The 15131-nt window shown below is 60.9% G+C and carries 13 protein-coding genes; 8 read left to right on the top strand and 5 right to left on the bottom strand.

Going from position 1 to position 15131, the window contains the following annotated elements; all coding sequences use genetic code 11:
* Nucleotides 1–123: 123 nt before the first annotated feature.
* The gene (locus HGO92_RS20850) at nt 124–528 is read right to left on the bottom strand and encodes an MFS transporter (protein WP_277351943.1); all 405 of its coding nucleotides are present in this window, start codon (nt 526–528) and stop codon (nt 124–126) included.
* Nucleotides 529–810: 282 nt separating this feature from the next.
* On the opposite strand from HGO92_RS20850, the gene HGO92_RS24770 reads away from it, so the two are divergent.
* Nucleotides 811–1707: an IclR family transcriptional regulator domain-containing protein gene (locus HGO92_RS24770; RefSeq protein WP_440915790.1), complete on the top strand. Its 897-nt coding sequence runs from the start codon at nt 811–813 to the stop codon at nt 1705–1707.
* Between the two features lie 22 nt (nt 1708–1729).
* Here HGO92_RS24770 and HGO92_RS20840 read toward each other — a convergent pair whose 3' ends face one another.
* Nucleotides 1730–2551, bottom strand: a complete 822-nt coding sequence (locus HGO92_RS20840) for an IclR family transcriptional regulator domain-containing protein (RefSeq protein WP_169998274.1) — start codon at nt 2549–2551, stop codon at nt 1730–1732.
* A 231-nt stretch (nt 2552–2782) separates the two neighbouring features.
* On the opposite strand from HGO92_RS20840, the gene HGO92_RS20835 reads away from it, so the two are divergent.
* The 3 genes from HGO92_RS20835 to HGO92_RS20825 all read left to right on the top strand — a co-directional run bounded on the left by HGO92_RS20835 (nt 2783) and on the right by HGO92_RS20825 (nt 5660).
* Complete coding sequence (locus HGO92_RS20835) at nt 2783–3862, top strand: ABC transporter substrate-binding protein (protein WP_169998272.1); 1080 nt, start codon at nt 2783–2785, stop codon at nt 3860–3862.
* Nucleotides 3863–3889: 27 nt separating this feature from the next.
* Entirely contained in the window at nt 3890–4711 is an 822-nt protein-coding gene (locus HGO92_RS23935) for an ABC transporter permease subunit (RefSeq protein WP_205834856.1), read from the top strand.
* Between the two features lie 61 nt (nt 4712–4772).
* Nucleotides 4773–5660 carry an ABC transporter ATP-binding protein gene (locus HGO92_RS20825; protein ID WP_240974828.1) on the top strand — a complete coding sequence of 296 codons (888 nt, stop codon included), beginning with the start codon at nt 4773–4775 and terminating at the stop codon, nt 5658–5660.
* A 1235-nt stretch (nt 5661–6895) separates the two neighbouring features.
* On the opposite strand, the gene HGO92_RS20820 is transcribed toward HGO92_RS20825, so the two are convergent.
* Both HGO92_RS20820 and HGO92_RS20815 read right to left on the bottom strand, forming a co-directional pair.
* The gene (locus HGO92_RS20820) at nt 6896–8158 is read right to left on the bottom strand and encodes an MFS transporter (RefSeq protein WP_169998270.1); all 1263 of its coding nucleotides are present in this window, start codon (nt 8156–8158) and stop codon (nt 6896–6898) included.
* A 142-nt stretch (nt 8159–8300) separates the two neighbouring features.
* On the bottom strand, nt 8301–9896 hold the full coding sequence (locus HGO92_RS20815; protein WP_169998268.1) for an IclR family transcriptional regulator domain-containing protein: 1596 nt from the start codon (nt 9894–9896) through the stop codon (nt 8301–8303).
* Between the two features lie 188 nt (nt 9897–10084).
* Between HGO92_RS20815 and HGO92_RS20810 the strand changes: the two genes are divergently transcribed.
* Genes HGO92_RS20810 through HGO92_RS20795 form a run of 4 tightly spaced genes read left to right on the top strand, consistent with a single transcriptional unit; the run spans nt 10085 to nt 14061 of the window.
* A complete protein-coding gene (locus tag HGO92_RS20810) occupies nt 10085–11341 on the top strand; it encodes a Rieske 2Fe-2S domain-containing protein (protein WP_205834854.1) in 1257 nt (418 codons plus the stop codon).
* Between the two features lie 24 nt (nt 11342–11365).
* Nucleotides 11366–12535 (top strand): zinc-dependent alcohol dehydrogenase, encoded by a 1170-nt coding sequence (locus HGO92_RS20805; RefSeq protein WP_169998264.1) that lies wholly within the window; start codon nt 11366–11368, stop codon nt 12533–12535.
* A 30-nt stretch (nt 12536–12565) separates the two neighbouring features.
* The gene (locus tag HGO92_RS20800; RefSeq protein ID WP_169998262.1) at nt 12566–13081 is read left to right on the top strand and encodes a hypothetical protein; all 516 of its coding nucleotides are present in this window, start codon (nt 12566–12568) and stop codon (nt 13079–13081) included.
* 2 nt (nt 13082–13083) lie between these two features.
* Nucleotides 13084–14061 carry a PDR/VanB family oxidoreductase gene (locus tag HGO92_RS20795; RefSeq protein ID WP_169998260.1) on the top strand — a complete coding sequence of 326 codons (978 nt, stop codon included), beginning with the start codon at nt 13084–13086 and terminating at the stop codon, nt 14059–14061.
* 212 nt (nt 14062–14273) lie between these two features.
* Here HGO92_RS20795 and HGO92_RS20790 read toward each other — a convergent pair whose 3' ends face one another.
* Nucleotides 14274–14837: a recombinase family protein gene (locus HGO92_RS20790; protein WP_169998258.1), complete on the bottom strand. Its 564-nt coding sequence runs from the start codon at nt 14835–14837 to the stop codon at nt 14274–14276.
* Nucleotides 14838–15131 lie beyond the last annotated feature (294 nt).

Below are 15131 nucleotides of genomic sequence, written 5' to 3'. Positions count from 1 at the left end.
ACCGGCACCGTTACCGGCTGGGCCGGTCAAAGCGCCGTCATCCAACTCGACGAACCCACCGGCCGCTTCACCACCGGCCAAATCCGCTGCCCACCACTCGGACTCCAACCACTACCTGAATAGTTACAGCCCCGCGATGAATTGGCTGCCCTGCACACCTGATTGCTTGATCCCAATCCACTTGGATTGTTTTCCCGGATCCACGTGGGTGCTCACCAACCGGTTTGTGGCCGGATTGGACATAGCCTGCGCTGCTCCGGAAAGGCCGACTGCAACCAGCAACCAGGCATAGCCGGTGGACAGTCCTGCTACTGCTAATGCGACCGCCGCGCCGCCAAAAATAATGAGGATCAGCGTCCGGCCATCCGTACGGTCGCTGATCCTGCCCAATCCCACGGAAGAAGCGGTGGCAGCAATAAAGCAGACTGTAGCCAGCCAGCCGAACTGGGCGGCACTGATCTTCAGGTCGTCAATGACTACGCTGCTAACTGCACTCAGGCCGTACATGATGAGAGGACCTACCCCCATTGCGCACGCCAAAACCACGAGCAGACCTCCGGCCGGCGCTCGATCTGCCCGTCTTGCGACCATCGAGTATGGGCTCCTAAAGTCAGGGTCGGACGTGGGTGGGGACGCACCGGCTTTTCCGCTGTCGGGACCGGCCCTCGGAATCAGGTCTTCAGCAGGCAGCGACGGTGACATGACGTCTGCCGATTCCACATCTGGCGAACGTAATTCCAGCGAACTCGCGGCTTCCCGCCTTGGACCTCGGGCGTCCGCATTGCGTGCAACTGCGCGCTGAGTAAGATTGTGGCATGGGACACCCTTCGGTGCAAAGTGAACGTACCGGCGACCGTCGCTTACAACACGCCAGATCCACGCCGGGTACTAAACGCCAGGAGCACCTGCTTGATATCTCATTCGACGCGGTTGCCGGAAGAACGCAAACCTCCCCGGCCGGTCGATGCTGTCCAATCATTGGAACGCGGTCTGGCAATCATTCGGGCCTTCGGTGAGTCCCCTTCGATGAATTTGGCTCAAATCTCGGAGCGTACGGCGCTCTCCCGATCTGCGGTGCGGCGGTTGCTGATGACACTGGTGGATCTGGGCTATGTCCAAACCGCTGGCAAACGGTATCAGCTGGCACCCAGCGTGCTTTGGCTTGGATACACTCACAAGCAGCATGTAACGGTGAGGGACATTTGTCGTCCGCACCTACAGACTCTGGCGCGGCATCTCGGAACTTCTTCCTCGATAGCCGTCCTTGAAGGGGCGGACGTTCGGTATATCTGCCGTGTCATGGCAGCTAGTGAATTTGCGCCGACTGTAACCGAAGGAACGCGGCTGCCTGCACACCAGACCAGCTTGGGGCGCGTCCTCCTGGCCCAGCTCGAGACGGACATGTTCGAGGAGTATGTCCGGGCGGGGAGTTTGCCCGGGGGTTTGTGGCTGGCGAATTTCCGGCAGGACATTGAGCTGACCCGCTCTCGCGGCTGGAATGCCGTGGACCAGCTAATGGAGGTCGGCATCCAAGCCGTCTCTGTTCCGCTGCGGAATCGTGACGGGAACATCGTTGCAGCGTTGAGCACCGCAACTAATAATGCCGCTGGCCCGATTCAGGCATTCGTCCGCGATTCGCTGCCCCATGTCGAAGAAACCGCACGACGGATAGGAGTGGAGCTGACTCCGGATACGCCTGTGGGATAAGCTCACGCCACCGACGCTGGAGTCAGCCGGTGACGGCGGCTGCAATCTCCTCCGCGGTCTGGCGCAGTGGTTCCAGATACTGGTTTTTGAGGTCCTCAGCAGTAACCCGGGAGGCGGATGCTGAAATATTGATGGCGGCCAACGTGGCACCTCGGCCATCCTTGACCGGCACAGCCAGGGAGCGTATTCCGGACCTGAACTGCTGGTCGGCCAGGAACCAGCCCTGATCCCTGGCCTCGAATACCTTTTTGCGTATTTCCCCGGCGTCGGTTTCGGTGTTTGCCGTGTAACACTGCGCCTGCAGGGCCGAGAAGTAAGAAACCAGTGCGGCCTCTTCCAGGCCGGCCAGCAGAACCCTCCCGGTGGCCGTGGCATAGGCCGGGACGCGGGAGCCAACCACTATATTGATGGACAGGATGCGCGATGCCTGGACGCGGTCCACATAGGTAACGAGGCCCTGATGGAGCACAGTCAGCGACACTGTCTCGGCAACTGCTGCCGCAAGCTCCTTCAGGTGCGGGTGAGCCGCGGCCGCCAACGGCTGGCTGCTCAAGTACGCTTCGCCCAGCTCAAGTACCCGCGGCTGGAGGACGTACCCCTGCCCTTGGGATGCGACATAGCCCAAGTGCTCCAAGGTAAGGATAAAACGACGGGCCGCGGTTCGGGTCATGCCGACGGCAAGGGCTATTTCCGAGACGCTACTTGGCCGGCCTGCATCAGAGATGGCAGCAAGGACCTTGAGCCCCCGATCCAGCGCCTTGACACTGCTTCCGGGGTCTGAATTTGAGAGGTTCGTCCGGGCCTGCGCAAACCCCGCCTGCGAACGTTTCTCGTCTGGCTCCATATCCGGAACCATAGCGCATCGACCATTTCTGGAGAGGCATACGAGACCGCCCCGTACGGCAAACCCTCTATTTTCGTCCGCATGGCGCGCAGTTGCGCAGAATGCGTGCATTTTGGTGATGATGTGTGTCACACTCTTCCTGAGGCGCCCCGCAAAGGGGCAAAGCCGGGGCCACGCAGCATTGGGGCAGGTCCTTTAATTTTCCGTTCTTTTCAACAGGAGGCATTACACATGCGTCGATCCCGATCCACCCTTGCCCGCGTATTTGCCGCATCGATCCCGATAGCCCTGCTCGCAACGGGTTGCGGCAGTGGTGGCGGCGATTCAGCGGGCGCTTCCGCTGAGGGAACGTGTGAAGGAACCAGCGTCAATGTGGGCGTGGTGACCTCCGCCAGTGACGCGCCGATGTTCATCGCCGACTCCAAGGGCTACTTCAAGGAAGAAGGTCTGGAGGTTAATTTTCAAAGCTTTGACTCCGCGGCGAAAATGATTGCGCCCCTGGGCTCGGGCGATTTGGATGTTGGAGGCGGAGCCCCCTCCGCCGGCTTCTACAACGCCGTTGCCCGTGACGTCAGTCTAAAGATCGTCGCGGATAAGGGCACCATGAACGAAGAACACACGTACATGCCGATGATGGTGCGCACGGACTTGGTTGAGGACGGCAAGGTTTCAAGCCTGGAAGATCTGAAGGGCTTGGCGATTGCTGAACCGGCGCAGGCAACCGCGACCGCTTCTTCGCTCTCCTCCATGCTCGAGTCCGCAGGTCTGGGCTATGACGACGTTGAGCACTCCTACCTCGGCTTCGGCGAGCATCTGGCTGCCTTCGCCAACGGCGGCATCGACGCCAGTCTGACCACAGAGCCCAATGCCACCCTCATGGAAGAGGAAGGAGTCGCCGTGCGCTTCGCATCCCCGTCCGAGTCCTACGGCTCCCAGCAGCTGGCGGTCATCCTCTACAGTGCCGCTTTCGCTGAAAACACCGAGGTAGGCAACTGCTTTATGAAGGGCTACCTCAAGGGTGTGCGCGACTATGTCGGCGCCTTCGAAGATGGCCGCTTGGATAGCGGAAAGGCCGATGCTGTTGTCGATATCGTTACCGAAGCCACCGGCATCAAGCCGGACCTCTACCGTCAAATTGTTCCCAACTACATCGATCCCGACGGCAAGCTTGACCAGGCGAGTCTTCAGAAGGACTACGACTTCTTCATTGGCCAAGGAGTCATCGAAGGCGAGCCAATCGAGCTGAGTTCCATCATCGACACTTCCTTCGCCGAGACCGCCGCGGCCGAACTCGGCGAATTCGCCGGTTAGCCCGGCCGCTACGAGAAAGACATTATCGTGACACAAACATCAGCTCCGCTGGCCGCCCAGGTGGTTAACCCTGCCCGACGGAGTCCCAAGAAAAACAAATTCGGGGTTTCAGACCGGGTCCTGGCAATCGGCACGCCGGTCGTCCTGCTCCTCATTTGGGAAGCTTTTGTTCATCTCGGCGCCATCGATGCCCGGTTCTTCCCTGCACCGTCCAGCATCTTCATGCGGATGGGGGAACTGATTGCCTCCGGTGAACTGTGGATGCACATGTGGGCCAGCATTCAGCGCCTCTTCTACGGATTCTGGCTGGGGCTTGTCCCCGCCATCGTGCTCGGCGTACTGATGGGGCTCAGCCGCCCCATCAGGTCCGCGTTGTCGCCGCTGGTGTCCGGTACGTACCCGATCCCCAAAAGCGCGTTGTTGCCCTTGATCCTGCTGATCTTCGGTCTGGGCGAAATGTCCAAGGTCGTAATGGTTGCCATCGGCGTGTTCTATCCGGTCGTCATGAACACCATGTCCGGTGTCGTCCAGGTTGCCCCCATCTACTACGACGTTTCCAAGAATTACGGAGCCAGCAAGTGGAAGGTCTTCAAAACCGTCGCCATTCCGGGTGCCATGCCAAGCATCATGACTGGTATCGAGCTCGGCGCCGGCCTGGGCCTGATCCTCATTGCCATTGCCGAAATGATGGGCGCACAAGAAGGCCTCGGCTTTATGATCTGGAACGCTTGGCAACTGTTCTCGGTCGAAACCATGTATGTCGGGATCTTCGTCATCGCAGTCATGGGGTACATCATCGCGCTCTTCCTGGCCGAAGTCGCAAAGTGGGTCATGCCGTGGAAACGATGAAACTCATTCCACATTCGAGCACGGGGACATACGCTGTCTCCGCTGACAGACAGGGCAGACCATGACAACTGTTAAAGCCGACCGCGCGCATCTGAACAGCCGCGGGGCTCAAAACGAAAGCAGCACGATGACCAGTGAAGTCAAAATCTCCGTTGACCATCTGACCAAACAGTTTGATTCCAAAGGCAAGACATTCACGGCCCTTGACGATATAAACATCACCATCGACAAAGGGCAGTTTTTCGTGATCGTCGGCCCCAGCGGATGCGGTAAAACAACGCTGCTCCGCATTCTGGCCGGCCTGGAAAAACCGACTTCCGGGTCCTTCTCCATCAAAGAAGCTGCAAGTAACCGTCCGGAGAATTCCATGGTGTTCCAGGGAGATTCCATTTTCCCGTGGATGACCGTGTGGGAGAACGCTGCCTACGGCCTGAATATGCGGAATGTGCCCAAGTCTGAAATCAAGGACACCGTGGGCCATTACCTGAGTAAGACCGGTCTGACTGCATTTGCGGATGCCTATCCGCACCAGCTCTCAGGCGGCATGCGCCAGCGTGTCTCCATTGCCCGTGCCTTTTCCAACGACCCGGATATCCTGCTCATGGATGAACCGTTCTCGGCCCTTGACGAGCAGAACAAGACACTTCTGCATGAGGAGCTCCTGCGCATCTGGGATGAAACCCGCAAAACAGTTCTCTTCATCACCCACAGCGTTGATGAAGCAGTGACCCTGGGCGACAGGATCATGATCATGACCTCGCAGCCTGGCCGGGTCAAGGCGTTTGTGGACGTTCCATTCGAACGCCCCCGGGACGTACTCGAACTCCGGCACCGCCCGGAATACGGCGAGGTGGTCTACGACATCTGGCAACAGCTCAAGCAGGAGGTCAATGACAGCGCGGAAAAGGCCAAGGAAAGGGCTGTTTCCAAGGCAGCCAGATCACACTGACCACCGTGGCTAAGGACCAGTAACCGATCAATGCATGAGGAAGGGCGCGCCGGCATACACGAGCCGGCGCGCCCTTCTGCTCGCACGAGTACCAGCACAAGATGTATCCGAGCATTTGGCCGCGATTCCTGCTGTGCAGAGGAGCAAATACTAGTTCAGCTAATATTCGCGGGGTCATTCGGCAGCAGCCCCTCCCCTCCAAAGCAGACAGCTCCAATCCTCAACCCGAATCCTCTCCGATGTTTCTCCCCTGGCCTCTTCGTGCCGATCAGTCCAGTGGATCCTCCCAGATCATTTGGGGGGCACCACTCGGCCCAAGGTAATGACGTCCACCCATCCAGCATGGCCACGAAAAATTGAACACCCATTGTATAGGTGCCAAGACCGCGGGTGACAGTTGGAAGCACACACTGTCACCCGATATGTCGAAAGTAATGCAAGTTGCGCAGGAAACCCCGGGCAGGCCTTGCCCTGCAATTGCACCTCCCCTCGTGCCGTGGAACGCCGGCCATCGAGCCTGTGCCAAGAGGTGTCGGCATTGTCGGTTCCTATTGCGCCCGTCTCGGCCGTTTCGAAGCCACTTTCCTGTGCCCGATTCGGTGGAGCGGGTGGCACTTCTCCAGCATGGGCAGGACCGTTCGTTGAGCGGCCGGGGATGACCCATGAATTCTGCTACGACGTCGGCTGCCATTTCAGGAGCCGGAATGGCAATCGATACGACCGAGTGAGTCCCTAAACTGACAGCGCCCAGCTATTTGGCGGTCCCCACGCGTTCAGCCGCGGCACGGACCGCTATCGGCGACACACACCGATGGCGCAGAACAGTCAGTGCGGCAGTCTCCCCTCCCCCACCACCGCCTCATAAGGGATGAAAAGATGCTGATGGGTAAGTGCGCGGAGCCGGGTCCCTGTGCTGGAATCACCATGCTGCGGCACAGGCAAGCCGGCCGAGACGCAGAGGTAAGGTCCTGGAGGGTCAGACAATGCGGCGTGCGGCTGTTCCGTGCGAGGCCGGTATTCTCAGCCAGTTGAGTCGCGCAGAGCGCGACCGATCCTTCGTACCGCAGAACGGACAAGGCGCATTCGAGGAAACCAGACCTGGCCCGGCCCCCGTTTGAGCAAGCGGAGGAGATATTCCTTCCCCAGGCCGCTCGTTCCGCTCCCGGGTCCTCCGGGCGGCCTTGAGTCCGGGCCGATTGGTCCGGGTAGGTAGGGAGTAGCCGGTCTTTGGTGTTTTAAGCCTTTCCTTCCGCCTTCACAGCGATTTCAACATCATCTGGGCGCTCGTTGACGAAGTACATGATGATCATGCCAAGGAAGGGGCCGGCTGCAAGTGTGATCAGGGCGGCCATGAAGGAATTGTCGGTAGCGGCGAAAACGGCGCCAACTGCCAATGGAACTAGAACGCTGCCGATTTGCCACATGGCGTTGGTCATTCCGGCGGCGCTGCCGACAACGCTGCTGCTGACGAGCCGGGGCACGAGGGCAACGATGAGCGGAAGGTAACAGTAGGCTCCTAGCCCCAGTAATGGGGCAGCGATGAAAAAGGCCAGGGCGTTGTCCAGCAGGCCGAAGATGACGAGCATGACGGAGAAGCAGCCAAGGACCACCATGGCAGGAATCCTGCGTGCGCCGTTGAACTTGTCGGCGATCCAGCCGATGAGGGGCTTGCCGAGGACGCCGAGGGCTGCGTAGATTGCCACAATGCCTCCGGCGACCACCGGGTCGATGCCGTGCCCTTTGATCATGAGGGCGTTGGACCACGTGATGAATCCATAGGTTCCCCAGAAACCGCCAAATCCTGCCAGGGCCAGGAGCAGAAGGTTCTTATTGCGTGCCAGTTCGCGAAGGGCAGACCGGCCTTCAGCACTGCGGGTCTTCCTGGACACGACGGGGCCGGGCCTCAGCATGGTGTAGCAAACAAAACCCGCCACAATGGAAATGCCTCCGAAAAGCAAATAGGAGGCGTGCCAGGAGTAATGCTCGATGAGGTAGGGGACGGCGGTGTTAGCCACGACGACGCCGAGTGATGTTGCTGAAGTGTAGATCCCCATGGCCTTGCCGAGTTCTTCGGGACGGAACCAGCTGGAGATTAGCTTGATGCCTGCGGCATATTCAGCTCCGGCGAAGAGTCCGATGGCCGCCTGGACGGTCATCCCGATTGCCGCCGAGGTCGTTGACCCGAAGAACATCATGGAAGCGCCGGCACCGACGAGGGACACCGTAATGAGAAGACGTCCGCCCACTTTGTCGGTGAGGAATCCGCTGCCGGCGTTCGAGACGACGTACCCGATGTAGTAGAAGGTGGCGAAAAGCCCCAAACTTGCCAACGGTACACCGAGGTCTTCGCCAATGAAGATCGACGCAGGGCCCCACGTCGAACGGTCAACGGAGGTCATGGTGAAAGCGAGCCAGCAAAGCACGAGGACAAGCCACCGATAAGGCCGCTTGGAAGGATCAGCCTCGGTGGCAGTTTTTGCAGGGGCAAGTGTAGTCATGTGTATTCCATCTGAGGGGCATGGTTGCCGGGGGACATCGCGCAACCGCTGAGAGTTAGGTGATGAATATAACAACCAGCACCACCGCAGACAAGTTTTTCGTCCGCTTAGTGTAACACTGCGCGCTAGACGGACACTCTATTTAGATGTCGAGGCCGTCTCTGAGATCCATGACGAAATCGTCGGCGGCGGTCCGCAACGCTGGCAGGAACGTGTTGGTCATGTCCTGATCCGGGGTGGATGCGTCGTGTAGAGAGGCGCTCAAAGCGGCCACCACCTCTCCTCGGCGGTTGCGAAGAGGGACCGCCACGGCGCGGATTCCCACTTCGAGCAGCTGGTCTACGTAGCTCCAGTCCTGCTCTCGGACCAGTGCCAGCGTGTCGGCCAGTTCGGCCAGGCCGCCACTGGTGTTGTCCCCGCCCGAGGAGCGCGGCAAGTCTTGCAAGGTCCCGGGCGGCTGCAGGGACAGTAGAACCTGGCCCATCGCCGTCCGGTGCGCGGGGACGCGGCTGCCCGCGCGAATGTTTACGGTCAGAGGGCTGGGCGCACTCACCCTGGCTACATACCGCAGGTCCTTGCCGTCGAGGACACCGATCGAAACGGATGCCCCGAGTTTTCGTGCCAGCGCTTCGAGGCGTGGTTTGGCCACGTCCGCAAGGGAAAGCTTGGGAAGCAGGGAGTATCCCAGTTCCAGGAGCTGGGGAGTTGGGACGAAGCTGCGCCCTTGCGGTTCAAGGTAGCCGAGCGAGGCCAAGGTCCGTACAAAGCGGCGTGCAGCCGAGCGCGGGAGTCGGCACCGTTCGGATATCTGTGCCAGATTCATAGTCGGGTGGCCCTCGTCGAAAGCGGTGAGGATGCACAATCCGCGCTCTACTGACTGGATGGCATCGGTCGGGCGAGCAATCGGACGCGCGACGTGTGCGGGAGGCATGGTTGGTCGGCCGGGAGCTAACCCGGCACTCGGCCAGAGCGTGTCCGCAGTATGTTGCGCGGCAGACTGGAGCAGCGGAACGAAGTCGGTCTCGAGCACCGCGGTGTGCACGCGCGTCGCGTGAGCGGAAATGTTCAGTGCGGCAATGATCCGCTGCTCCGGATTCCGCAGAGGGACGGCTACGGACCGGATTCCAGTCGTCATCTCCTGATCGGCCACGGCCCAGCCTTGCTCGCGGGCTTCGACGATCCTCGCCCGCACGTAGTCCGGGTCGAAGCCGGAGGCGGCTTCGATGGTTGACAGGTAGTCCTCCAGTTCGTCCGGATCAAGGCCGCCCAGCAGAACCCGCCCTGTGGCCGTGCTGTAGGCGGGGACGTTGGTTCCAAGGGTGATGTTTGCCGTGATGATCCTGTCGGCGGCTACGCGGGCCGTGTAGTAGACGCGCCTCTTGTGCAGGACGGTCAAGGAAGCCGTTTCACCCACCAGCCGGACAAGTTCTTCCAGATGGGGATGCGCGGCGTCCGGCAGCGGATTGCTGCGAAGGTATGCATCACCGATCTCGAGCACGCCGGGCGCCAGCGAGTAACCCTCCGCCGACTGGTGTGCGTAGCCCAGGTACTCCAAGGTCAGGGCAAATCTGCGGGCCGCTGTACGTGTGATGCCCACGCGAGCCGCCAAGTCGGCGACCGAGAGCGCCCCTTCCTGCATGCTGAACGCCCCGAGGACGCTCAGTCCCCGCTCCAGGGAGTCGACATGGTCGGGGTCCTTGACTGCGGCCTCTGCGGCGGAAGGCATTGATGAATTCACAATCTTGAATCTAGACCATTGCCCCGGACGACTGTCCGCCCGTCCGTCAGCGTCCTCCTTGACGGGCAAAAGAGACCCATGCAACACTAGTCAAACCGCATAACGCGCAATTGCGCGCACAACGGACATTTGATTTTGACTCGTACCGGAAGGCCCGCACAGTGCTTACTTCAGAACAGAACGTTTTGTTGACCCAGACAGGACCGGAAACGCCCATGGGGCGGTTGTTCCGGCGGTATTGGTTCCCCGCGCTCCTTGCCGAGGAGCTGCCCGAAGCCGACTGCCCCCCGGTCCGCGTCCAGCTCTTGGGCGAGAAGCTCATCGCGTTCCGTGATACCTCTGGCCGGCTGGGCCTCCTGGACGAGTTCTGTGCACACCGGACGGCCTCCCTCTACTTCGGACGAAACGAGGAAAACGGACTGCGCTGCGCCTATCACGGGTGGAAGTACGACGTGGAGGGCAACCTGACGGACATGCCTTCAGAGCCGGAGGACTCCAAGTTCAAGTGCCGGATCAAGCAGAAGTCGTACCCCCTGGTGGAACGGGGCGGCGTGCTGTGGGCATACATGGGACCTGCCGAACACATGCCAGAACTCCCGGAGCTCGAGTGGGCCCTACTCGGCGAGGGGCAGCGATTCATTTCCAAACGCCTCCAGGAGACCAATTACCTCCAGGCCATGGAGGGAGGCATTGATTCCAGCCACGTTTCATTCGCCCACCGTTTCAATCTGGACGATGACCCCATGCACTCCGGCACGGCCGGTAACGACTACATCAAGGCTGACACCCGCCCGAAATTCGAGGTCGCCGAAAGCGACGGCGGGCTGCTGATCGGCGCCCGCCGCAACGCGAACGAGGAAGAGTTCTACTGGCGCATCACGCAGTGGATTATGCCTTTCTACACGATCATTCCCCCCTTCGGCACGCACAACCCCATGGGCGGCCACGCCTGGGTCCCGATCGACGAAACCACCTGCTGGGCCTGGTCGTGGAACTACCACCCGACCCGGGACCTGCGGGAGGACGAACTCGAGCAGATGCGCAACGGCGACGGCATCCACGCCAAGTACATCCCGGGAACGTACCGGACCCTTGCCAATAAGAGCAACGACTACCTCATGGACCGGGAGGCTCAGAAGCAGAACAAGACCTTCTCCGGCATTGAGGGCATCGCCGCGCAGGACTTCTCCCTTCAGGAGAGCATGGGCGATATCGCGGACCGCACCAAGGAGCGTCTGGGCACTTCGGACGCTGCCATCATCCTGGCCCGGCGCCGCCTGCTCGCAGCATTGGACAGCATGGAAGACGAGGCCCTCCCCGGCATCGATACTGCGGACCAGCGTGTCCGCTCAACGTCAATGCTGCTGCCCAAAGACATCCCGTTCCATGAAGGTGCGAACAAGGCCATCCAAGTGGTCCCCGGAACCGACTTCGTTTCCATCTAGATCCGAGACCGACAGGAGTTCCGCATGAAGGACCAGGCTTCCCCCGTCGCCTTTCTCGAAACGGCTCTGGCACTGGGCGCACCCCTCCCCGCTGCTGTCAGGGCCGCCGTCTCGTTGCCTGATTCAACGACGGCGGTCGAGACGCTCGATCCGGCCCTGGCGACCACCGCCGCCGGCTGGCTCAAGGTAGAATCTTCGGCCCTGTGCGGGACAGATCTGGATCTCTACCAGCAGGGCCTCGGCCATCCCACGGTCATGGGCCACCACGTCGTCGGCGAAATCGTCTCTCTCAGTCCTGCCATGCAGTGGTCGTGGGACGTTGAAGTCGGCGACAGAGTAGCGCTCGAGGAATACCTGCCCTGCGGACGTGCCAGCTGTGAAGCTTGTTCACGGCCCGACGTATACCGGTTTTGCCCGGAGGCGGATTTATGGGGCGGACAGCGCCGCGTCGGAATGCTCGGCCTCCACGAGGGCTCCGGCCTTCACGGCGGCAACGCGGAATACCTGGAGCTATCGACCCGGACGGTGCTGCACAAACTGCCCCGGGACCTTGACTCGAACCTCGCTGCCTGGACCCAGCCCTTTGCAAACGCAGTCGACTGGGTCATCAACATTGGTGGTGCCAAGAGCGGATCGCGCGTGGCCGTCATCGGACCCGGCTACCACGGTGTCGCCGCGGTAGCCGCAGCCACGGCGGTCGGCGCCGAGGAGATCGTGGTGCTGGGCCGCAACTCCCGCACCAGTCGGGACCGCCTGGAGATTGCCGAGGCCATGGGCGCCTCCATCGTCACTAACGACGACGCCAAGTCAACTTCGGCGGCGCTGGGCAGGCATGGCAAGGGCAACGGATTCGACGTCATCGTTGATACCGTCGGTCTTGGAGGACCTGCTCTCGAAACCACGGAGCATCTGAGGAAGCTGGGACGTCTAGTCCTGGCCGGCTTGGGAGATACTCCCGTCGCCGAAGTGAACCTGAAAACCCTCGTGCGGGGCGCGTCCGGAGTCGTCGGCGTGCGGGGGCGTTCACCGGAAGCCGTTACCAGGAGCATCGAACTTCTTGCCGCCGGAAATACGGGTCTGGAGCACGTACCCAGCATCGACGTCGGCCTGGACGGCGTTGACGACCTGTTCCGCACCCTGCTGGACCGCTCAGGGCCCAGCAGTCCGCATGTCGTCGTCCGGCCGGCGCTCTAACCTGCGACAACCCCAATCTAAGGAAAGACCATGACTTATCTGACGTCGCGCGCCTATTACAAGGCCCGCATCCTTCTTGTCCCTTTGGGACCTTCCGGCGCCGCACTCGTCTCGTCCATGTCAGACGCCGGCCTGCGGGAAGTTCTGGTCGCGGCACCGGCCAGCCATCCCGACGCAGTCCTCCTCCGCGAAATCGATTCGCCGGCGGCCCATCCCTCCACGGAAACCGTCAGCGACCTCGCCGCGACCACGGACATGATGGTGTTCCTCGGATCCCGGCTCGAGGAGACTCCCGACGATTTCGTGGAAGTCATGGCTACCGCAGGACGGAACCAGGGAACACTCCTCGCAGGTGTCCTGGTCGGCGTCGGCGGCTGGGATTCCGAACCCGGCTCCACTTCCATGATGGTGCTCCGCCGCGAGCTCGACATGCTCGTCACGGTGAGGAAAGCCGACCTCGCACGCGACTTCATCGAGGTCCTCAAGGGCGGAACCAAGGACGCCGTTCCCGGCAAACTCTTCCAACTTCCCACTCCCGGAGTCTAATCATGTCCACCGAGTCGTTTGACCTTGTCGTCCGCGGCCTGCGCCAGGAATCCAGCAGCGTCATGTCCCTCGAACTGGCCCTTCCCGACGGCCGCGCACTTCCCGAGTGGCAGCCCGGCGCCCACCTGGACATCGTCCTGCCTTCAGGCACGGTGCGGCAGTACAGCCTGTGCTCCGACCCGGGTGATCTGCAGCGGTACCGTCTAGCCGTTCTGCGCGAAACCAACGGGCGGGGCGGGTCCGAGGAAATTCACTCACAGACCAGGCTAGGGACAACACTGATGGCGCGCGGACCACGCAACCATTTCAAAATCGAGGATGGCGCAGCGCACTACCTCCTGGTCGCGGGCGGCATCGGCATCACACCCATCCTGGCCATGGCACGTCAACTCGTGGCCGCAGGCAAGAGCACCCGGCTTGTCTACTGCGGGTCCAGCCGCCAGACAATGGCGTTCATCGATGAACTCCAGGAGATCATGGGAGATTCCCTCGCGGTCTATCCGAAGGACGAGCGCGGCAGGGCCGACTTACTCACCGAAATCAAGGATGCACCCACCGGAACGGCCGTCTATGCGTGCGGACCGGAGCGGCTCCTCGCCGACCTTCAACAAATCACGGTAGATACCTTGGGTGCGGACGCCTTCCACGCCGAACACTTCGCCTCCGCAACGCCGCCCGCCAGCACCACGGGTACAGCGGATACGGCTACAGATGCGCCCTTTGAAATTGAGTTGCGGCAGTCCGGCTGCACGCTGACAGTTCCATCCGACAAGTCTGTACTGGACGTCGTGCTCGAAGTGAACCCCTCCTTTATGTCCTCCTGCGAAGAAGGATTCTGCGGTACGTGCGAAACAAAAGTCCTCGAGGGCGAAGTCGAGCACCGCGACACCATCCTGTCCGAAAAGGAACGGGCGAAGAACGACACCATGTTCATATGCGTCAGCCGCTCCAAGTGCCCGAAGCTGGTCCTAGACGCCTAGCCACAGCCAGACGATCAGCCCAGGGAAGAACCAAGTCAGGCTAAAGGTACCCGCGGCAGCACAATCCCCGCGCCCACGCAGCTTTCCATTGGTCAATTCCCCTGGAGAGCCGGATCGGGTCCGTTAGCTGATCAGCGTCACGGTAATAATTCCTCGGCGTAGTCTCAGCAAGCGTCGTCCACGTGACATTCACTGCTAACCCGGATTTCGCACTAGTCGGCATCCAGGCTCAGATACCGATAGACGGTGGCGCGGCTGGTTCCGATGATCTTGCCAATATCGGCAGGCTTAAGGCCTTGCGCTTTCAGCTCGCGGGCGCGCTTGACGTTGCGGTCCCCAGCACTGATTTCGCGCCGTCCTGCCCTGCGTCCGTTGGCGGCGGCTGCGGCCATGCCTGCTTTGGTGCGCTCGGCCAGCTGGTCACGTTCCAGCTGGGCGAATGCGGACATCACAGTGAGCATGGCCTTGCCCATGGGCCCTGTCGTGGTGATGCCTTCCGTGACGCTGCGGAAGTGCACGCCACGTCCTTCCAAATCATCGATGAGGGCCAGCAGGTTTCGGGTGTTCCGACCCAGCCGGTCCAGCTTCCAGACCACGACCTCGTCACCGTCGCGCAGGTGATCGAGTAGCTTGTCCAGTTCGGGCCGGCTGGCTCTCGTTCCGCTAACGCCATGATCCGTGAAGATTTTCTTGCAGCCCGCAGCTCTCAGCGCCGTGTGCTGCAGATCTGCGTTCTGGTCCAGGGTGCTGACCCTGGCGTATCCGATGCTTGCCATGCCGCCCCCCGTCGCATTAAAGGTTATTTTTCCTTTTCCTGAGAGTATCAGAAGTGAGACATATTAATGAGACGAGGCAGGTTCCGAGATTTCGGGACTTCGAGTGGTGTTTGAGGGTCACCGCCCGTCATCATAACAAACGATCCTTTGGCGAGACCCGGACCTGCGGTTCGGGGGCCATCGATTTGTGAGTTGCACCGGTATTCGGGTTAGTTTTCATCGATAGTTGCGAGTGTCGGTTCAGGGAACCGAACAGCAGTATTGATGCATTCACTGAAAATTGGGCGGCGCAGG

Origin of the sequence: Crystallibacter degradans (assembly GCF_012952295.1) — a bacterium.
Lineage (GTDB): Bacteria > Actinomycetota > Actinomycetes > Actinomycetales > Micrococcaceae > Crystallibacter > Crystallibacter degradans.
This window is presented reverse-complemented; position numbering and strand designations above follow the sequence as displayed.